The organism is Streptomyces sp. NPDC016640 (genome assembly GCF_043076215.1).
Classification (GTDB): domain Bacteria; phylum Actinomycetota; class Actinomycetes; order Streptomycetales; family Streptomycetaceae; genus Streptomyces.
Genome location: NZ_JBIBRG010000001.1, coordinates 126,805 through 145,130, shown reverse-complemented (window position 1 = coordinate 145,130; position 18,326 = coordinate 126,805). Strand labels below are relative to the sequence as shown.

Annotated in this window: 16 protein-coding genes and 1 pseudogene; 7 read left to right on the top strand and 10 right to left on the bottom strand. The window is 73.1% G+C overall.

Annotated elements, in window-relative coordinates:
* Positions 1–152: 152 nt before the first annotated feature.
* The 3 genes from ACF07S_RS00665 to ACF07S_RS00655 all read right to left on the bottom strand — a co-directional run bounded on the left by ACF07S_RS00665 (position 153) and on the right by ACF07S_RS00655 (position 2,817).
* Positions 153–1,265: an ATP-binding protein gene (locus ACF07S_RS00665; protein WP_391961350.1), complete on the bottom strand. Its 1,113-nt coding sequence runs from the start codon at positions 1,263–1,265 to the stop codon at positions 153–155.
* Positions 1,262–2,002, bottom strand: a complete 741-nt coding sequence (locus ACF07S_RS00660) for a response regulator transcription factor (RefSeq protein ID WP_019522934.1) — start codon at positions 2,000–2,002, stop codon at positions 1,262–1,264. Before ACF07S_RS00660 ends, ACF07S_RS00665 begins: the two co-directional genes overlap by 4 nt.
* Before the next feature lie 122 nt (positions 2,003–2,124).
* Positions 2,125–2,817, bottom strand: a complete 693-nt coding sequence (locus ACF07S_RS00655) for a spermidine synthase (protein ID WP_391973126.1) — start codon at positions 2,815–2,817, stop codon at positions 2,125–2,127.
* Positions 2,818–2,984: 167 nt separating this feature from the next.
* Between ACF07S_RS00655 and lon the strand changes: the two genes are divergently transcribed.
* Positions 2,985–5,408, top strand: coding sequence for an endopeptidase La (lon, locus tag ACF07S_RS00650; RefSeq protein ID WP_391973125.1), 2,424 nt, complete (start codon positions 2,985–2,987; stop codon positions 5,406–5,408).
* Positions 5,409–5,498: 90 nt separating this feature from the next.
* Here lon and ACF07S_RS00645 read toward each other — a convergent pair whose 3' ends face one another.
* Positions 5,499–6,323, bottom strand: coding sequence for a lysozyme (locus ACF07S_RS00645; protein WP_391961347.1), 825 nt, complete (start codon positions 6,321–6,323; stop codon positions 5,499–5,501).
* Positions 6,324–6,551: 228 nt separating this feature from the next.
* Between ACF07S_RS00645 and ACF07S_RS00640 the strand changes: the two genes are divergently transcribed.
* Complete coding sequence (locus tag ACF07S_RS00640) at positions 6,552–7,046, top strand: MarR family winged helix-turn-helix transcriptional regulator (protein ID WP_391961346.1); 495 nt, start codon at positions 6,552–6,554, stop codon at positions 7,044–7,046.
* Between the two features lie 295 nt (positions 7,047–7,341).
* Here the strand turns inward: ACF07S_RS00640 and ACF07S_RS00635 are convergent, their stop codons facing one another.
* Positions 7,342–8,127 carry a hypothetical protein gene (locus ACF07S_RS00635; RefSeq protein ID WP_391973124.1) on the bottom strand — a complete coding sequence of 262 codons (786 nt, stop codon included), beginning with the start codon at positions 8,125–8,127 and terminating at the stop codon, positions 7,342–7,344.
* Positions 8,128–8,533: 406 nt separating this feature from the next.
* Here ACF07S_RS00635 and ACF07S_RS00630 point away from each other — a divergent pair, with 406 nt between their 5' ends.
* The 5 genes from ACF07S_RS00630 to ACF07S_RS00610 are packed head-to-tail and all read left to right on the top strand — an operon-like array spanning position 8,534 to position 14,496.
* Positions 8,534–11,635 carry a nitrate- and nitrite sensing domain-containing protein gene (locus tag ACF07S_RS00630; protein ID WP_391973123.1) on the top strand — a complete coding sequence of 1,034 codons (3,102 nt, stop codon included), beginning with the start codon at positions 8,534–8,536 and terminating at the stop codon, positions 11,633–11,635.
* The gene (locus ACF07S_RS00625) at positions 11,632–12,135 is read left to right on the top strand and encodes a roadblock/LC7 domain-containing protein (RefSeq protein ID WP_391961343.1); all 504 of its coding nucleotides are present in this window, start codon (positions 11,632–11,634) and stop codon (positions 12,133–12,135) included. The genes ACF07S_RS00630 and ACF07S_RS00625 overlap by 4 nt, the downstream gene beginning before the upstream one ends.
* Positions 12,132–12,593, top strand: a complete 462-nt coding sequence (locus ACF07S_RS00620; RefSeq protein ID WP_391961342.1) for a DUF742 domain-containing protein — start codon at positions 12,132–12,134, stop codon at positions 12,591–12,593. The genes ACF07S_RS00625 and ACF07S_RS00620 overlap by 4 nt, the downstream gene beginning before the upstream one ends.
* On the top strand, positions 12,574–13,212 hold the full coding sequence (locus ACF07S_RS00615; protein ID WP_391961341.1) for an ATP/GTP-binding protein: 639 nt from the start codon (positions 12,574–12,576) through the stop codon (positions 13,210–13,212). The genes ACF07S_RS00620 and ACF07S_RS00615 overlap by 20 nt, the downstream gene beginning before the upstream one ends.
* Before the next feature lie 21 nt (positions 13,213–13,233).
* A complete protein-coding gene (locus ACF07S_RS00610; RefSeq protein WP_391961340.1) occupies positions 13,234–14,496 on the top strand; it encodes a styrene monooxygenase/indole monooxygenase family protein in 1,263 nt (420 codons plus the stop codon).
* 4 nt (positions 14,497–14,500) lie between these two features.
* Here the strand turns inward: ACF07S_RS00610 and ACF07S_RS00605 are convergent.
* From ACF07S_RS00605 to ACF07S_RS00585, 5 genes and pseudogenes are all read right to left on the bottom strand, one after another.
* Positions 14,501–14,913 (bottom strand): annotated as a pseudogene (locus ACF07S_RS00605) (deaminase); the annotation flags it as partial.
* A gap of 61 nt (positions 14,914–14,974) precedes the next feature.
* Positions 14,975–16,138: an NlpC/P60 family protein gene (locus tag ACF07S_RS00600; RefSeq protein ID WP_391973122.1), complete on the bottom strand. Its 1,164-nt coding sequence runs from the start codon at positions 16,136–16,138 to the stop codon at positions 14,975–14,977.
* Positions 16,139–16,241: 103 nt separating this feature from the next.
* Complete coding sequence (locus ACF07S_RS00595) at positions 16,242–16,556, bottom strand: hypothetical protein (protein WP_391973121.1); 315 nt, start codon at positions 16,554–16,556, stop codon at positions 16,242–16,244.
* An 81-nt stretch (positions 16,557–16,637) separates the two neighbouring features.
* Positions 16,638–17,291: a TetR/AcrR family transcriptional regulator gene (locus ACF07S_RS00590; RefSeq protein ID WP_391961337.1), complete on the bottom strand. Its 654-nt coding sequence runs from the start codon at positions 17,289–17,291 to the stop codon at positions 16,638–16,640.
* A gap of 35 nt (positions 17,292–17,326) precedes the next feature.
* Positions 17,327–18,265: a diiron oxygenase gene (locus ACF07S_RS00585; protein ID WP_391961336.1), complete on the bottom strand. Its 939-nt coding sequence runs from the start codon at positions 18,263–18,265 to the stop codon at positions 17,327–17,329.
* Positions 18,266–18,326 lie beyond the last annotated feature (61 nt).

Below are 18,326 nucleotides of genomic sequence, written 5' to 3'. Positions count from 1 at the left end.
GGCGGGAAACAAGCGAGGTTCCGGTTTTTCGGGCGGCATCAGGGATCACTTGGCCGGGCCTCGACGCGCAGTTCGCGCGGGCCTGTGCCTGATCACACGTGTCCGTCAGCGCGAACACCCATGGATCGTGCGGCTCCGCTTCGAACTTTACGTCAACCTGGTGCCGGAGAGGCTCCCGGAAGAGTGATGAGAATTCGGCAGCCCCGCTCGGATTCGGCCACTCCGATCCGGCCGCCGTGCAGATCGACCGCCCAGCGCGCGATCGCCAGACCGAGACCGGTGCCGCCGTCACTGCCCGGCCCGTGCGGCCGGTTGACGTTGCCCCGGTTGAACCGTTCGAAGACGCGGTGCCATTCGGTCCGCGGAATGCCGGGCCCCTCGTCCAGCACCTCCAGCTCCAGCGACTCCGGCTGCGCGCCGCGCCGCGCCCTGACCGTCACCCGGCCGTGCGGCGGGCTGTGCTTGACCGCGTTGTCGATGAGGTTGGCGACGACCTGGTGGATACGCTCCGGATCGGCGTGCGCGACGAGCTCCGGCGGGGAGACGTCGAGGTGCAGATGGACGTCCGTACGGGTGTGGCTGCCCGATCCGGAGGCCATGCCCGCGCGGGCCGACGCGACCATGTTGGCCTCCTTCAGCACACCGGACAGGTACGGCCACACCTCGAACCGGCGCTTCTTCAGCGGGACCACGCCGTTGTCCAGGCGGGACAGGTCCAGCAGCGTCTCCACCAGGCGACCCAGGCGCTCGGTCTGCTTCAGGGCCGTGCGCATCGTCTCGGGGTCGGCCTCGGTGAAACCGTCGACGATGTTCTCCAGCACCGCGCGCAGGCCCGCGATGGGGGTGCGCAGCTCGTGCGAGACGTTGGCCACCAGCTCCTTGCGCTGGCTGTCCTGCGCCTCCAGCTCGTCGGCCATGGCGTTGATCGTCTGGGCCAGGTCGCCCAGCTCGTCGCGGCGGTTCTCGCGCACCCGGCGGGTGTAGTCGCCGTGCGAGATGGACCGGGCCACGGCGTTCATGTCGTCCAGCGGCGCGGTGAGCGAGTGGGCCACGAACTGCGTGATGAGCAGCGTGGCGATCATCGAGAAGACGGTGATGAAGCGCAGCTCGGTCTTGGTGTGCACGGCGATCACCGACAGACCCGTGGTGATCAGCACCGAGACGACGACCAGCGCGCCCAGCTTGGTCTTGATCGAGAACGGGCGTACAGCGCCCCAGGGCTGCGGTTCCCCGGGGCCTCTGCGTCCGGCCGGCCCGTCGCTCATGGCGTCGGCGTCTCCAGGGCGTAGCCCACGCCGTGCACGGTGCGGATGCGCTCGGCGCCGATCTTGCGGCGCAGCGCCTTGATGTGGCTGTCGACGGTCCGGGTGCCGGAGGCGTCCGCCCAGTCCCAGACCTCGGCCAGCAGCTGCTCCCGGGAGAGCACCGCGCGGGGCGTGTTCGCCAGGCACACCAGCAGGTCGAACTCGGTGGGCGTCAGGTGGACGTCCTCGCTGCGCACCCGCACCCTGCGCTGCGCGTGGTCGATCTCCAGTTCGCCCAGGCGCAGTATGCCGCTGCGCGGGGTGGTGGCGGCGAGGGCCGCCCGCTCCATGCGGCGCAGCAGCACATGCACGCGTGCCGCCAGCTCCCGCATGGAGAAGGGCTTCGTCATGTAGTCGTCGGCGCCGACGCCCAGCCCGACCAGCATGTCGGTCTCGTCGTCGCGCGCGGTGAGCATCAGCACCGGCACCGGCCGCTGGGCCTGTACGCGCCGGCAGACCTCCAGGCCGTCGAAGCCGGGCAGCATGATGTCGAGGATCAGCAGATCGGGCTGCCAGGCCTCCGCCGTGTCCACCGCGGACGGACCGTCGCCCGCCGTTTGCACCAGGAATCCCTCGGCACGAAGGCGGGTCGCGATGGCGTCCACGATCGTCGCGTCGTCCTCCACCACCAGAACCCTGCGCTGAGCGCCGGGGGTGGTCGTCGCCGTGCCGTTGTGGGAGGTGTGTGTCTGCTCCATCGCCCGCCCCTGAGGTGTGCTTTTCGAATCAGTGGGGTGATCCGTCATCTGCGCATGACTGCGATTGACGCTTTAATGATCGGCGTCAGGGCAGCAGCGTACGGGGAGTCACCGCGCCTTTGCTATTCAGGGCGGACGCCGATGTGCACGACGTCCGGAACGCCCCGGGCAACGGGGATCTCTTCGGTACGCACCTGCTGGAACCCGGCATTCCGCAAGGTTCCTTCGAATTCCGGCGACGGCTTCGCGGACCACACCGCGAGTACGCCGCGCGGTCGCAACACCCGTGCGCAGCTTGCCAGTCCGGCCGGTGAGTAGAGCCCCTCGTTCCCTTCTGTGACGGTCCAGCCGGGTCCGTTGTCGATGTCGAGGCACAGGGCGTCGAATGTGTCGGACGTCTCATTGACGTACTCGACGAGATCCGCATCGACGATCCGGGTGCGCGGGTCGGCGAGGGCCCGGGCGGAGAGCTCGGCCAGCGGGCCCCCGCGGTGCCAGTCGATGACGGCCGGTTCGCGCTCCACCACGGTGATCCGCCCCCAGCGGGGCTGCGCGGCGGCGTGGGCGAGCGAGAAGCCGACCCCGAGTCCGCCGATGAGGACGTGCGGGCGGGGCCCCCCGGGAGCGCCGGCCGCGTCGAGGGCGGCCAGGGCGGCGTCGACGAGCCGCCGCTCCGAACGGCCGTCGGAGGTGTCCATCAGGAAGCAGCCGTTGGCGATGATCTGCAGCAGGCCACCGTGCCGCCGCAGCACCACTTCGCCGTACGGGCCCTCGCGGCGGTCCAGGACTTCGGGAATGTCGTACGGGGTGGACATGTGTTCATCCAAGCAGCTCCGTTCTCCCGGCGGTCACGGCCTCGTGGCGGTCACGGCCTCCTGGCGCCCGGAAGATGATCGCTCAGAGCGAACGCGGTCCCGGGAACATTCGTCGGCTCACGAGCATTGAGTCGGCATAGCTCAACTTGACTGCCGAAGGGGAGATCATGGCTGCTGAGTCCACACCACTCGCCCTGCCTGTGCTGCCGCTCGACGACGAGGTCGTGCTGCCCGGGATGGTGGTTCCGCTGGACCTGAGCGATTCCGAGGTGCGCGCCGCGGTGGAGGCCGCCCAGGCCGCCGCCGGGACCACACAGGGAAAGCCCAGGGTGCTCCTGGTGCCACGCGTCGACGGGACCTACGCCGGCACCGGTGTGCTGGGCACGGTCGAGCAGGTCGGCCGGCTGGCCGACGGTGACCCGGGCGCCCTGATCCGCGGCCGCGGCCGGGTACGGATCGGCGCCGGGACCACCGGGCCGGGCGCGGCGCTGTGGGTGGAGGGCACCCGGATCGACGAGAGCGTGCCGGAGCCGCTGCCGGGACAGGTCGCCGAACTGGTGAAGGAGTACAAGGCGCTCGCCACCGCCTGGCTGCGCAAGCGCGGCGCCTGGCAGGTCGTCGACCGCGTCCAGGCGATCGACGACGTCTCCGCGCTCGCCGACAACTCCGGATACTCGCCGTTCCTGACCACCGAGCAGAAGGTGGTCCTGCTGGAGACCACCGACCCGGTGGCCCGGCTGAAGCTCGCCACCCAGCAACTGCGCGACCACCTCGCCGAGCAGGAGGTCGCCGAGACCATCGCCAAGGACGTCCAGGAGGGCGTCGACAAGCAGCAGCGCGAGTTCCTGCTGCGGCGTCAGCTGGAGGCCGTCCGCAAGGAACTGCGCGAGCTGAACGGCGAGGCGGGCAAGGACCCCGCCGAGGAGTCCGACGACTACCGGGCCCGGGTGGAGGCCGCCGACCTGCCGGAGAAGGTCCGCGAGGCCGCGCTCAAGGAGGTCGACAAGCTGGAGCGCGCCTCCGACCAGTCGCCCGAGGGCTCCTGGATCCGCACCTGGCTCGACACGGTCCTGGAGATGCCGTGGAACGAGCGCACCGAGGACGCCTACGACATCCGGGGCGCCCAGGCGGTCCTCGACACCGAGCACGCCGGTCTGCAGGACGTGAAGGAGCGCATCACCGAGTACCTGGCGGTGCGCAAGCGGCGCGCCGGCCGGGGGCTGGGCGTGGTGGGCGGGCGGCGCGGCGGCGCGGTCCTCGCGCTGGTCGGTCCGCCCGGCGTCGGCAAGACCTCCCTCGGCGAGTCCGTGGCCCACGCGATGGGCCGCAAGTTCGTCCGGGTGGCCCTGGGCGGCGTCCGCGACGAGGCCGAGATCCGCGGCCACCGGCGTACGTACGTCGGCGCGCTGCCCGGCCGGATCGTCCGGGCGATCAAGGAGGCCGGGTCCATGAACCCGGTGGTGCTCCTCGACGAGATCGACAAGGTGTGCTCGGACTTCCGGGGCGACCCGGCCGCGGCCCTGCTGGAGGTCCTCGACCCGGCGCAGAACCACACCTTCCGGGACCACTACCTGGAGGTCGAGCTGGACCTGTCCGACGTGGTCTTCCTCGCGACCGCCAACGTGCTGGAGGCCGTCCCGGAGGCACTGGCGGACCGCATGGAGATCGTCCGCCTGGACGGCTACACCGAGGACGAGAAGATCGTCATCGCCCGCGACCACCTGCTCCCGCGCCAGCTGGAGCGGGCCGGGCTGGACAAGGACGAGGTGGGCATCGACGAGGGCGCGCTGCGCAAGCTGGCCGGCGAGTACACGCGTGAGGCGGGGGTGCGCACCCTGGAGCGGTCCGTCGCGCGGCTGCTGCGCAAGGTCGCGGCCCAGCACGAACTGGGCGAGCGGGACCTGCCGTTCACCGTGACGGACGCCGACCTGCGGGACCTGATCGGCCGGCCGCACCACGTGCCCGAGTCCGCCCAGGACCCGGCCGAGCGCCGCACCGCCGTCCCCGGTGTCGCCACCGGGCTCGCCGTGACCGGCGCCGGCGGTGACGTCCTCTACGTGGAGGCGTCCCTGGCCGACCCGGAGACGGGAGCGGCGGGGCTGACGCTGACCGGCCAGCTGGGCGACGTGATGAAGGAGTCGGCGCAGATCGCGCTGAGCTTCCTGCGCAGCCACGGCGCCGAGCTGGAGCTGCCGGTGGGCGACCTGAAGGACCGGGGCGCGCACATCCACTTCCCGGCGGGCGCGGTGCCCAAGGACGGCCCGAGCGCGGGCATCACGATGACCACCGCCCTGGCCTCGCTGCTCTCCGGCCGGCTGGTCCGCACCGATGTGGCGATGACCGGCGAGGTCTCGCTGACCGGGCGGGTGCTGCCGATCGGCGGGGTGAAGCAGAAGCTGCTCGCCGCGCACCGGGCGGGGATCACCACCGTGATCATCCCCAAGCGCAACGAGCCCGACCTGGACGACGTCCCGGCGGAGGTGCTGGACACGCTGGACGTCCACCCCGTCACGGACGTCCGCCAGGTGCTGGAACTGGCGCTGTCACCGGCCACGAACGGCGCGGCGCCGGAGGTTCCGGTCGCCGTGTGACGGCGGTGGCCGGATGAGGGGAGGCCCGGGTCCCGCGAGGAGGCCCGGGCCTTCACCGAGCCGGGCGGGCCGGCCGGGTGAACGGGCGGGTCAGCCGAGCGCGAGGGCCCGTACCCGGTCGAGGGGGCCGTTGAAGCGGTCGTGGTCGCCGACGGTCGGGCCGGTGGAGGTGTACTGCCACATCGTGTACGTGTCCCAGCCGGCGGGCAGTTCGCCCACGGTGGAGGCGTACCGGGCGATCCACAGCGGGTTGGCGGAGGCGAAGCCGGCGTAGTCGCCGGTGCACTCCTTCCACCAGCTGGTGGCCGTGTAGATGACGGCGTCGCGGCCGGTGCGGGCCCGGTACCGGTCGAGGAAGGCGCGGATCCAGCTCACCATCGCGCTCCGTGACTTGCCGTAGCAGGCTGCGCCGTACGGGTTCCACTCGATGTCGAGCACGCCCGGCAGGGTCCGTCCGTCCGCGGACCAGCCGCCGCCGCGGTCGACGAAGTAGTCCGCCTGGGCGGCGCCGCTCGCCGTGTCGGGCGTGGCGAAGTGGTACGCGCCGCGGATCATGCCGACGTCGTACGCGCCGTCGTACTGCTGGGAGTGGTACGGGTTGGTGTAGTACGTCCCCTCCGTGGCCTTCGCGTAGGCCCAGCGGACTCCGCTGTTCCACAGGGTCGTCCAGGCGACCGCGCCCTGGTGGCTGGAGACGTCCACGCCCTCCGTATGGGTGGTGCGCGTGGTGGGGAGGCCGCCGCCGCCGTCGTGGGCGAGGACGCCCATGCCCATGCGGGCGGAGCCGCGCGGGGGAGCGGTGGGGGCGGATTCGGCCGCCTGGACCGTGTGGGGGAGGGAGAGGGCCGCGAGCAGGACCGCGCCGGCGGTCGCGAGGGCGCGTATACGGGGGGAACCGGATCTGGGCACAGGCATGACGCATCTCCGAAAGGTCGGTGGGGGCGAACCCGGATGTGACCCACATCGCATGTAGTGGGCATGCCACGCAATCGCCTGGTGGGCACACTGCGCACGTGGACCACGGCGGGGCGGAACGTCCGCGGGCTGCCGTTGGTCTACGCCTGCGAAATACTGGCGGAGCTGCGGCGACGTCGCCACTTGGCGGGAAACCTTCAGAACCGGAAAACCGAGGCAGGGTCAGACGTGCACGAAGACGGAAACGGCGGGGAGGGGCACGACGCCTCCCCGGGGTCCGGACCCGATGTGAACCGGCCCGGGTTCCTCGCGCTGGAACGCGAGTTGACGGTGCTGCTGCGACGCGCCCGGGCCAGCCAGGGGGAGATGGCCCGCGCGGTCCATCCCGACCTCGAGTCGTCCGCGTACGGGCTGCTGGTCCGTCTGGACGAGTGCGGCCGGCAGCGGGCCACCGAACTCGCCGCCTACATCGGCGTCGGCAAGGCGACGATGTCGCGCCAGCTGCGCGCGCTGGAGCAGCTCGGACTGGTCGCCCGCGAGCCGGACCCCGCCGACGGACGCGCCTGGCTGGTCGCCCTCACCCAGGAGGGACACGACCGGGTGAGGAGGGTCCGCGAGGCCCGCCGCGCCCGCTACGCCGGCCGGCTCGCCGACTGGGACCCCGCCGAGGTCACCGAACTGGCCCGGCTGCTGAACCAGCTGAACCGGGCATCGGAGAAGTGAACCGGGGGCCGGTGGGGTGATCCGGGGGCCGGTGGGGTGAGGCGGAGGCCGGAGGGGTGAGGCGGAGGCTGGTGGGGTGAGGCGGAGGCCGGAGGGGTGGTCCCGGGCCCGGTGGGGTGAGGCGGAGGCCGCAGGAGCGGGCCGGGGCGGACGAGTGAACCGGGCGGCACGGGAGCGGGCCGGGCGGCGGAAGGAAGCGGGCCGGGCGGCGGCCCGCCCGGCGTCGACGGCCCCGGCCTCGTGCCCGGGGTTCCGGTTCCGCGCCGGCCGTCCCGGTTCCGCGCCGGTGACCGGGTCACAGCTCCACGTAGACCACCGTCGCGTCGTCGTGGGCCTTGCCCCGGGGCGGCGGCACCCGGTCCGCGTCCGCCCGCTCCAGGGTCCGTACGCGCTCCACCAGGGACTGCGGGCCCTCCTTGCGGATCAGCGTCAGGCAGTCCGCCCAGTCGCCCTGGCGGAACCGCTCCACCCAGCGCGCGGCCCCGTCCGTCAGCGCGGCCAGGGAGCGCACCTCGCCGCGCGGCAGGGAACCGGTGACCGCGCGGGAGGCCACCGACGGGTCCGCCGCCGCCGTGAAGAAGCCGCCCTCCCGGTTGCGCAGCGTGGCGTCCACCAGGGCGTCGGTGGCCAGGGCCGAGCGGGGCAGCCGGGCCAGCCGGTCGTCGAGCAGTGCGGTGACCGCGCCGTCGGGGGACTCGACGAGCAGGACCGAGTCGCACAGGACCAGGTACTCGACCGAGGCCGGTGACCAGCGGGCCAGTGCCACCGTCGCCTGAGGGGTACGGGGGTGAGAAAGGTCACAGGCCGTCGCGTGGCTCCCCGCGGTGCGCGAGAGGCCGCGGGCGAGCAGCTCCGGCAGGGGGACATCCGGGAGGGAAACGGCCAGTTCGGTCAGCGCCCCGCCCAGCCTGGCGGTGAACCAGGGAACGGAATGCAGACAACCGCCCCCGTCCCCCGGTGGCGTGACACCGTCCAGCACCACGAGCGAACCGCCCTGCCCGGAGGCCGGGAGTCCGACACTCGCGAAGTCCTCGTTGGGGCGGCCCGGACCACCGGGCTCCGAGACCAGTTCCGTACGCATCCGGCCAGTCTGCACGAGCCCTTCACAAGGGCCCCGAAAGGGTGGCGGCACCTGCTGGATCCACACAGCGGCGCAGGTCAGACGCCTGGTTTGAGGGGGATTACCGCGCTCCGGGAAGCAGTGGCGGCGAATACTGCCACCGCCCGCCGCAGACGTCCAACCGGCGTCCCGCGCGGCGCCGCCGCGCGGGACGCCGGAACTTGCCCCTCAACTCCTGTCCGATGTTCACTCCTTCGAGTGGCGGGCCAGGTGATGCGCATCCACTGTCCACGGGCACTGGGAGGGTCGGGGAGCGATGGGGGCGCCTCGCTGTCCGAGCGCGCTCAAGAGCTCGGGGTGAACGCCCGAACCGTTGACGGAGCGTCACCCGGGCCCATGGGTACACGAGTCAGGAATGCGAGCACCGGTGCAGAAGTCGCGGCCTCGTCGCAAAGGCAAGCAGACGGCCCCCGCGGGGGACGAGCAGACGCCCACCGTCGGCAGGGGCCGCCCCACCCACGTACGCAACCGGCTCATCGTGGCCGTGGCGGTGGTGGCCGCGGCGATCGCCGCGGCCGGGGCTCCCTCCGTCCTCACGGCCTCCGAGGAGCTCAGTGACTCGCAGGAGCTGGTGACGCTCGCCGGGCAGACCCAGGACGCCCTCGCGCTGGCCCATTCCCTGGCCGACGAGCGCGACGACGCCATCCCCTACATCGCGGCCGGCCGGCCCAGGTCCAAGGCGCCCTCCGAGGAGCACAGCGCCCGGGTCGACCGGCAGGTCGAGGAACTGCGCGCGGACACCGACACCTCCCAGGCGCTGCGTGACGACCTCGACGCCATCGCGGCCGTGCGCAGGGCGGCGCTCACCGGCAAGAGCAGTGCGCTCGAAGCGCACGAGGCGTACTCCACCGCCATCACCCAGCTGCACCGGCTCGCCGAGCAGTTGGCGGAGCGGACCCCGCCGCGCGCGGGCGCCGGCACCCACGCCCTCGCCGAGCTGGACTCCGCCGTCCAGCAGGCCGCCGCCACCCGAGGGCTGCTGCTCGCCGCGCTGAGCGTGCCGAGCGGCACGCAGACCGTGATCGACCCGGTCACCGGCCTGCCGTCCGCGACCAACGGTTCCCCGGACGCCGACACCGAGCGGCGCGACGCGCTGACCTCGGCCGCGCTCCAGGCCCGGCTGCGCTCCGACGCGGCCCTCGCCGACTTCCGCGACGCCGCGCCCCAGGCCGCCCGCACCTCCTACGACTCCACGGTCACCGGCCCCGAGGTCGACGCCGCCGAGAAGTACCTCGCGGACCTCACCGACGACCCGGCGCTCACCGACGGCGAACTCGACACCAGCGCCGAGAAGGTGCGGGCCGCCCTCACCGCGCGGCTCGAGACGATGCGCGGGGTGGAGTCGGCGCTCTTCGACCGGCGCACCAAGGACCTCGCCCAGCTGCGCGACGACGACGTCACCGCGCTGGAGATCCGGATCGCCGTCCTCGGCGCCCTGATGCTGCTCACCATCGGCATCGCCACGGCGATGGCCCGCACCCTCACCCGTCCGCTGTCCGTGCTGCGCCGCGGTTCCGCCCGCCTCGCCGAGGCGGAGGACCCCACGAGCGAGGAGCCGGTCACCTTCACCGGGCGCAACGACGAGTTCGCCCAGGTCGTGCGCTCCGTCAACGCCCTGCACGCGCACGCCGCCGCCCTGGCCGGGCGGATCGCCACCCTGGAGACCGACCGCAAGCACCTCGTCGGACAGCGGCAGAAGATGGCCGACGCCCGCGAGGAACTGCGCACCGAACTCGCCGAGTCCACCGCCCATCTGGAGCGGCTGCGCACCAGCATCGGCGGCACCTTCGTCAACCTCGCGCTGCGCACCCTCGGCCTGGTCGAGCGGCAGCTCGGCGTCATCGAGGGGCTGGAGGAGCGGGAGGACGACCCGGAGCGCCTGGCCACCCTGTTCAAGCTGGACCACTTCGCCACGGTCATGCGCCGGCACAGCGAGAACCTGCTCGTCCTCGCCGGTACCGAGCACGTCCAGCACACGGCGGGCCCCGTCCCGCTCGTGGACGTCGTACGGGCCGGGGTCAGCGAGATCGAGCGGTACGAGCGGGTGCGGATCGCCGCCCTGCCGCCGCACGCGCACATCGCCGGGTTCGCGGCGGACGACGTCTCCCACCTGCTGGCCGAGCTCATGGAGAACGCCACGTCCTTCTCCCCGCCGGACCTGCCCGTCGAGGTCTCCGGCTGGCTGCTGGAGAACGGCGAGGTCATGCTCTCCGTGCAGGACGAGGGCATCGGCATGACCGGCGAGCGGCTGGAGCTGCTCAACTCCCGGCTCTCCGGGTTCGATCCCGAGGCCACGTACGACGTGGAGGGCGAGGAGGGTCTCGGCCTCGGCCTGTACGTCGTGGCCCGGCTCGCCCACCGGCACGGGGTGCGGGTCGAGCTGCGCGAGCAGAAGCAGGGCGGCATCGCGGCGGTCGTCGTCCTCCCCGACTCCCTGCTGGCCTCCGCCGCCCCCACCGCGGTCCCCGCTTCGGTCGCCGGCGCCGGCCACACCGTCTCCCTCCCGGGCGCCGACGCCGAGGCCAACTCCAACGTGCTGCACGGCCGCAACGAGAGCGCCGACCCGCTGGTCGCCCTGGCGGAGAAGGCGGTACGCAGCCGGGAGGCGGCCGGGGAGCCCGCGGCGGACGCCACGGCCGCACCCGCGCCGGGCCGGTCGGACGAGCCGACCGAGGACCGTGCGGGTGAGGCCGCGACGGATCGCCAGCAAGGGGAAGAGGACCGCCCGGCCGGGCCGGCGGACACGACGGGCCCCGCGGCCGGGGACGACGCGGACGGCGCGCCGCCGCAGCCGCCCGCCGAGGTGACGATGGAGCTGCTGCTCCCGGTCCGGCCCGACGGGTCCGACGCCCCGGCGGCCCCGACGCAGGACCCGGCTCCCGCCCGCGACCACACGACCGCCCCCGGCACCCGGACCGGCGAGCCCGCCGCACCGGCCCGGTCCGCCGGCGGACCGCAGGCCGTCACCGTCCGCCCGGGTACCGGACACGCGGCCGGAACCGATGACGGACCCGGGACCGCCCATGCGGAGGCCCCGGACACTCCGGCCGTACCGGACACCCCGGCCGTCCCGGCCACCCCGGCCGGCACCGGCGCCCGGGACGCCGGAGGGCCCGCACCGGCCCGGACCGGACTGCCGAGCCGCCCCCTGCCGGGGTCCGGGTCCGAGGCCGAGCACGCGCGGGTGCCCGACGGACCCGGTGACGAGGAGCAGGTCACCGCCAAGGGCCTGCCCAAGCGCACCCCCAAGATCGCCGCGCCCACCGACGTGCCCCGGGCACGCACCGGGTCCGTGGACGCCGACGCGCTGCGCCGACGGCTCGGCGGGTTCCGCCGGGGGGCCGCCGAGGGGCGCCGTGACGTCGAGGCGGAGCTCTCCGAACGGACCGGCCCCGGCCAGCCGCCGAGCGACACGACCGCACCATCCGAAGAAGCCGCGGGGGGCACAGTCGAGGAGGCAAGCAGTTGATCGCGCCCAGTACCTTCGGACTGAGCAGTGAGGCCCGCAACCTGCACTGGCTGCTGAGCAACCTCGTGGAGGAGGTGCCCGGCATCCTCTCCGTCGCGGTGGTCTCCTCCGACGGGCTGCTCCTGCTCTCCTCCGACCCGGGCCGCAACGCCGAGGCGCGCGACACCGGCGGCGGCAGGCGCACCGGTCCGCGCGGCTCCGCCGCCGACCTGGCCACCGTCGTGTCCGGCATCGGCAGCCTCACCATCGGCGCCTCGAAGCTGATGGACTTCGGTCCGGTCAAGCACACGATGGTCGCGATGGAGGAGGGCAGCCTGTTCGTGATGTCCATCAGTGACGGCTCGCTGCTCGGCGTGCACGGCTCCGCGGACTGCGACATGAGCATCGTGGCGTACCACATGGCCCTGTTCGTCGGCCGTGCCGGCCACGTCCTGACCCCCGAGCTGCGCAGCGAGTTGCGCAAGAACCTGGAGACCGAGTCCACCGGGAGTCCCCGATGAGCAGTACGTCCAGGAAGGTCCTGCCGGTCCGCGGCGGCGAGCGCAAACCCGCCCGGGTCCGCCCCTACTCGCTCACCGGCGGCCGGACCCGCTTCGGCCACGTCCTGCTCGTCGAGACCTTCGTCGGCGCCACGGCCGGCACCGCCGCGCTCGACGCCGCCTCGGAGCGCAGGGAGCTGACGGGCGGTACCGCCCACGCCTTCGGCAGCGGGGGAGGCGGTCTCGCCCACCGCGTGATGCCGGAGATGCGGGCCATCATCGAACTGTGCCGCCGGATGCGTACGGTGGCCGAGATCGCCGCGCTGCTGAAGATGCCGCTCGGCGTGGTCCGCGTCCTCCTGAGCGACCTCGCGGACCAGGGAAAGATCCGTGTCTACGGAACGGGCACCGGCCACGGCACGGGCCGCCCGGAACGCGCGCTGCTGGAAAGGGTGCTGAGTGGACTCCGCCGTCTCTGACGTCGCTCACGGCGTCTCCCCGCTCGTCGAAGGCGACGAGCCCCTGCTGCCCTGGCAGACGGACCGCACCCGCGCACCGGTCGCCACGAAGATAGTGGTGGCGGGCGGCTTCGGCGTCGGCAAGACCACGCTGGTCACCACCGTCTCGGAGATCACTCCCCTGGAGACCGAGGCGCTGATGACCGAGGCGAGCGAGGAGCACGACGACCTCACCGCCACGCCGGACAAGCTCACCACCACCGTGGCCATGGACTTCGGCCGCATCACGCTCGACGACGACCTGGTGCTCTACGTCTTCGGCACCCCCGGCCAGCAGCGGTTCTGGTTCATGTGGGACGACCTGGTGCGCGGCGCGATCGGCGCCGTCGTCCTGGCCGACACCCGCCGTCTGAAGGACTGCTTCCCGGCGCTGGACTACTTCGAGAGCTGCGGGCTGCCGTACGTCGTCGCGGTCAACCACTTCGACGGCAGTGAGCTGTTCCAGCCGGAGGACGTGCGGGAGGCGTTGACGATCCCCGCGCACATACCTGTAATGATCATGGATGCGCGCCGCCGGATCTCGGTCATCGAGACCCTGTTGTCCCTCGTGGGTCACGCGCTCGACGAAACGCCCGAGTAGTCCCCCTAGGAGCGTCCCCGCATGCGGAAGATACTCGTCGTCGGAGCCGGCCAGTCCGGTCTCCAGCTCGCCCTCGGCCTGCAGTCGCACGGGTACGAGGTCACCTTGATGTCCAACCGGACCGCGGACGAGATCCGCACCGGACGGGTGATGTCGACGCAGTGCATGTTCCACACCGCCCTGCAGCACGAGCGCGATCTCCAGCTGAACTTCTGGGAGTCCCAGGCCCCGAAGATCGAAGGACTCGGCGTCTCGGTCGCGGCCCCCGGCTCCTTCGACCCGGGCCCCTCGCAGCGCGCGATCGACTGGCTGGGCAGCCTCGACGGGTACGCGCAGTCGGTCGACCAGCGGGTGAAGATGGCCGGCTGGATGGAGACCTTCGCCCAGCGCGGCGGCCAGCTGATCATCCACGGCGCGGCGGTCGGCGACCTCGACTACTTCTCCCGCGCCTACGACCTGGTGCTCGTCTCGGCGGGCAAGGGCGAGCTCGTGCAGATGTTCGGCCGGGACGCCTCGCGCTCCCCGTACAGCGAGCCGCAGCGCGCCCTCGCCGTCGCCTACGTCCACGGCCTGGGCCCGCGCCCGGAGCACCCGGAGACCGAGGCGGTCCGCTGCAACCTGGTCCCCGGTGTCGGCGAGATGTTCATCATGCCGACCCACACCGTCTCGGGCCGTGCCGACATCCTGTTCTGGGAGGGCATACCCGGCGGCCCGCTGGACGCCTTCAAGGACGTCAAGGACCCGGCGGAGCACCTCTCCCTGACCCTGGAACTCATGGAGAGGTTCCTCCCCTGGGAGTACGCGCGGGCCACCAAGGCCGAGCTGACCGACGCCGGCGGCACCCTCGCCGGCCGCTACGCCCCCACCGTGCGCAACCCCGTCGGCCGGCTGCCCGGCGGCGGACTGGTCCTCGGCGTCGCCGACGTGGTCGTCGCCAACGACCCGATCACCGGCCAGGGCTCCAACTCGGCCTCCAAGTGCGCCGCCTCCTACCTCTCCTCGATCCTCGAGCACGGCGAGAAGGAGTTCGACGAGGCCTGGATGCAGCAGACCTTCGACCGCTACTGGGAGACGGCCCGGCACGTCACCAAGTGGACGAACGCCATGCTCGCCCCGCCGCCGGAGCACATCCTCGACCTGCTCGGCGCCGCCGGACAGCTCCAGCCCGTCGCCGACCGCTTCGCCAACGGGTTCGACAACCCGGCCGACTTCGAGAACTTCTTCTACGAGCCGGAGAAGGCCGAGGCCTACCTGATGGAGGTCTCGGGCGCCGCGGGCGCCTGAGCAGCGCCCGGCGCGCCCGCGCGGGCGCCGGGTCACCGGCCACGAAGCGGAACGTGGTGCCGGACGGCGTGAACGACGGACGCGGGTGGTGGGTCATCACGAACACCGCGGTGCGGAACGGCGGTTCGTCACCCCACCGGCCACGCCACTCGTGCTCGCCCGGGGCCCGCGCCGGGGACCGGACTTGTTGCGGCCCGTGATCCGGGCGCCGATGCCGTGGGCGAAGTCGCGGGTGCAGCAGTCGTCCGGGCCGCGCGACCCACCGGGGTCGGTGCGGTGGGGCCGGCTCGCCGTGGCGCCGGCCCGGGCGAACCGGGCCTCCGCGCCGGGCGGGCCGAACGGGCTCCGCGGGCTTTGGTGCTCACCGGCGGCGGCGACGCCGTCGCTCGAGGCGTTGGGGTTCCGGACGCGCGGCAGCCGACTCGTGGGGCTCCTCGCAGGCGGCCGACGGAGGCCGGACCGCTCCGGCCGGCCGAAGTCACCGCCGCGGCCGTGACCGGTCGGCGGCCGTGGGCGCCGCGGACGCCGCGTACCCCTCGTCGGACCCTTCCGCGGCCCCCTCGGGCAGCTCCGGCGGCACGTACCCGCGCAGCGGCCTGCCGTCCGGATCGGGGCGTACGGCGCCGAGGACCGGGTTGGCCGCGATGGGGGAGACCTTGATCCGCGCGCCGGGCCGGGGCGCCTGCACCACCATGCCGTCGCCGAGGTAGAGGGCGACGTGCGTGGCCTCGGGGAAGTACACGACGAGGTCCCCCGGGCGCAGCTCCCGCAGCGGCACCCGGTCCAGCCGCGCCCACTGCTCCTGGCTGGTCCGGGGGATTGGCGTCCCGGCGGCGCCCCACGCCCGGGAGGTCAGCCCCGAGCAGTCATAGGTCTCCGGCCCCTCCGCACCCCACTGGTACGGCTTCCCGAGCTGTTCCACGGCGTAGCGCACGGCACGGTCACCCGCCTCGGAGGGCGTGCGGGCGGTGCTCAGCGCACCGGAGGCCACCAGTTCCTCCTGCGCCTTCGCCACCTCGGCCCGTTCGAACTCGGCCAGCGCGGCCAGTTCCCCGGCGGTGAGCGAGGCGAGCAGTTCCTCCACGTCGCCCAGCCGCTCGCGCACCTCGTCCCGCTCCTCCCTGCGCCGCTCGGTGAGCGCCAGGTGGGCGTCGAGCGAGGCGCGGGCCCGGCGGGCCAGTTCGCCGGCCGCCTTCTCCTCGCCGGTCAGCCGGCCCACCGCGTGTGCCCGCCGGCGCGCCACCTGCCCGATCACATGGCCCTGGTCGAGGGCGCCCTGCGGATCGCGCGCCAGCAACAGGCGTACGTACGGGGAGACGGCGGTGACGCTCTGGTACTGCTGCCGGGCCAGCCGTCCGGCGGCGCCCCGGCTGTCGCGCAGGGAGAGCCGGGCACGGGCGAGGGCACGTTCCAGCCGCGCGGACTCGGCGCGCTGCCTCGTCAGCCGTTCCTCGGTGGCGTTGTAGCTCTCGGTGGCCTTCTCCGCCTCCCGGTACAGGGTCTGAAGCTCCGTCAGCAGCGCGGCGACGGAGCGTTCGCCGGGGCCGGCCGGCTCCGGGGCGGCCGTCGCGGGCACGGGCGCGAGCACGGCCCCGGCCGCCACCGCCGCCGTGCACACCAGACGCAGAAGCATTCCTGACACGCCATCACCTCCGACGCGGGGCGGCCCGTCCGCTCCGCATCGCGAGCATCCGGCGGGCTCCCGGGTCCCGCTCGCCGAGTGTGCGCGGTCCGGCGCAACGGGGTCACCCGTCGGTGTCCTCCGGTCGGCCCTTCGGCGTGGCGTCTGGATCGGGCGCGGGCTTCGACCACGGCCACCTCGGCCGGCCGCCCGCCCGGCCCGTGGGATCGTGGAGGTACTTCCAGCCCCGGGTCAGCCCGGTCCGCGAGCTCTGTCCCCGGGGCACCCGACGGTAGACCAGCACGGTGGGCGGGCCGCCGCCGGGGGCCGGGACGGGGATGCGGTACGTCTTGGGCGGGTGCCCGGTGATGCCCAGCAGCACGGGCAGGACGCGCCCGTCCATGGGCCCGCCCTCGAAGGGGGTGTCTTGGCTCTTCACCCCACCAGTTTCGGCCATGCGCGCGCAACCGGCCGCGACGGTCCGGGCCGCCCACGGCGGGGACGGCAGCCGTCCCCGCCGTCAGAGGTCCATGGCCAGGGCCCGGACCAGCGCGTCGGTCTGCGCGTCGCGCCGCGCGGTCACCGCCAGCACCGCCACGAACTGCTCCACGAGCCAGTCCCGCAGTTCGTCCGGTGGCGGCTGCTTGTCCTCGTCGAGCCAGATCAGCGAGGCCGCCTCCACGGCGGTGATCCACATCCGGACGGTCATCCGCAGCCGGGGTCCGGGCCCGGCGACCCCGAGATGGCTGACGATGTGCTCGGCGGCGGCCCGGCGCACCCCGTCGACGATGGCGGTCGTACGGGAGGTCTCCACCACGCTCCCGCCCTGGAGCAGCGCGCTGAAGCCGGCGTCGTGCTGGTCGACGAAGGCGAGGTAGCGGTCGAGGGCCCGGGAGAGGCGGGGCAGCAGCGGGCCCTCGTGCGGCTCGTCGAAGCAGGTGCGCAGCTCGTCGGCGGCGGACCTGAGGGCAGCCTCGTACAACTGCTGCTTGCCGCCGGGGAAGTACCGGTAGACCAGGGGCCGGGATACGCCGGCCGCCTCCGCCACGTCGTCCAGGGACACGTCCTCCGGAGCGCGGTGGGCGAAGAGCGACAGCGCGGCCTCGAGCAGCTGGCTGCGGCGTTCCTCGACGCCGAGGCGCCGGTAGGCGGGGGTGGAGGCCTGCGGGGTCATGCTCCGCAGCGTAACCGGCCGCCCCCGGCAGGCGCCTATGCCAGCAGCCCGGACGACTTCCACAGCCGCCGCCCGGCGCCGCGCAGCACCCCGATGTCGTCCAGGAAGTCCGTGAGCTTCTTCGAGCCCTGCTGCATCACCTCCCGGCGGTGGCCGCTCGCCTTCACCTGGGCCACGGCCGCGCGCCGGTCCAGACCGACGTTGGTGTACACCTCGGGGTTGACGAAGGCCACCGAGAACATCCGGGCGAACTCCCCGGAGGTGACCCGGGTGAACTCCTGCGACCACTTCGGCGCGGTCAGCATCTGGCGCCGCAGTTCCTCACGGGCGTAGCGCACGTGCCGCGCCTCCTCGACGACGTGGATGCGCGTGACGCCCCGGATCAGCGGCTGGACCCGCTCGTCCGGGAAGGTCAGCCGCTGCATCCAGTCCAGCACCTCCTCGCCGAGCAGGGTCGCCGTGAAGGAGCCGGGGGTGGTGGAGATCGTCTTGAACAGCCGGCCGAGGTTCTGGTGCGCCCGGCTCACCGGGTACCACGGGGTGCCGCCGCGCGTGATGAGGCGGGCGAACATCTTGGAGTGCCGGCACTCGTCCTCGATCTCGGTGAGGGCGTAGCGCACGTGCGCGCTCGTGGCGGCCTTGTCGTAGATGTGCCGCACCAGCAGCTGCATGAGTATCAGCTCGAACCAGATGCCGAGGGAGGCGAGGGCGGCGGCCTCGTGCCGGGAGAGCAGGACGCGCTGCTCCTCGCTCATCCGCCGCCACATCGGGGTGTCGTACAGCGACACCAGCTCCGGCGGCCAGAACCACTTGCCCTCCTCGAAGGGTGCGTCCCAGTCCAGCTCCTTGTCGGGGTCGAAGGAGTGTCTGGCCGACGAGTCGAGCAGCCGCTGGGCCACCTGCTCGCGGTCCTTGAGCAGGCCGAGCGCGTCACGCAGGCCGTCGAGCGCGTCGGCTTCCGACAGGGTCGTCATGGCGGTTCCACCTCATGGGCATCTTGGGTTACCGGCGGTTCACCCCACTTATGAGACTGCC

Excerpts from the sequence above, each read along its gene's own strand:
- ACF07S_RS00665 (WP_391961350.1), bottom strand. The coding sequence starts at position 1,265 with ATGAGCGACGGGCCGGCCGGACGCAGAGGCCCCGGGGAACCGCAGCCC.
- ACF07S_RS00660 (WP_019522934.1), bottom strand. The coding sequence starts at position 2,002 with ATGGAGCAGACACACACCTCCCACAACGGCACGGCGACGACCACCCCC.
- ACF07S_RS00655 (WP_391973126.1), bottom strand. The coding sequence starts at position 2,817 with ATGTCCACCCCGTACGACATTCCCGAAGTCCTGGACCGCCGCGAGGGC.
- lon (WP_391973125.1), top strand. The coding sequence starts at position 2,985 with ATGGCTGCTGAGTCCACACCACTCGCCCTGCCTGTGCTGCCGCTCGAC.
- ACF07S_RS00645 (WP_391961347.1), bottom strand. The coding sequence starts at position 6,323 with ATGCCTGTGCCCAGATCCGGTTCCCCCCGTATACGCGCCCTCGCGACC.
- ACF07S_RS00635 (WP_391973124.1), bottom strand. The coding sequence starts at position 8,127 with ATGCGTACGGAACTGGTCTCGGAGCCCGGTGGTCCGGGCCGCCCCAAC.
- ACF07S_RS00620 (WP_391961342.1), top strand. The coding sequence starts at position 12,132 with ATGAGCAGTACGTCCAGGAAGGTCCTGCCGGTCCGCGGCGGCGAGCGC.
- ACF07S_RS00610 (WP_391961340.1), top strand. The coding sequence starts at position 13,234 with ATGCGGAAGATACTCGTCGTCGGAGCCGGCCAGTCCGGTCTCCAGCTC.
- ACF07S_RS00590 (WP_391961337.1), bottom strand. The coding sequence starts at position 17,291 with ATGACCCCGCAGGCCTCCACCCCCGCCTACCGGCGCCTCGGCGTCGAG.
- ACF07S_RS00585 (WP_391961336.1), bottom strand. The coding sequence starts at position 18,265 with ATGACGACCCTGTCGGAAGCCGACGCGCTCGACGGCCTGCGTGACGCG.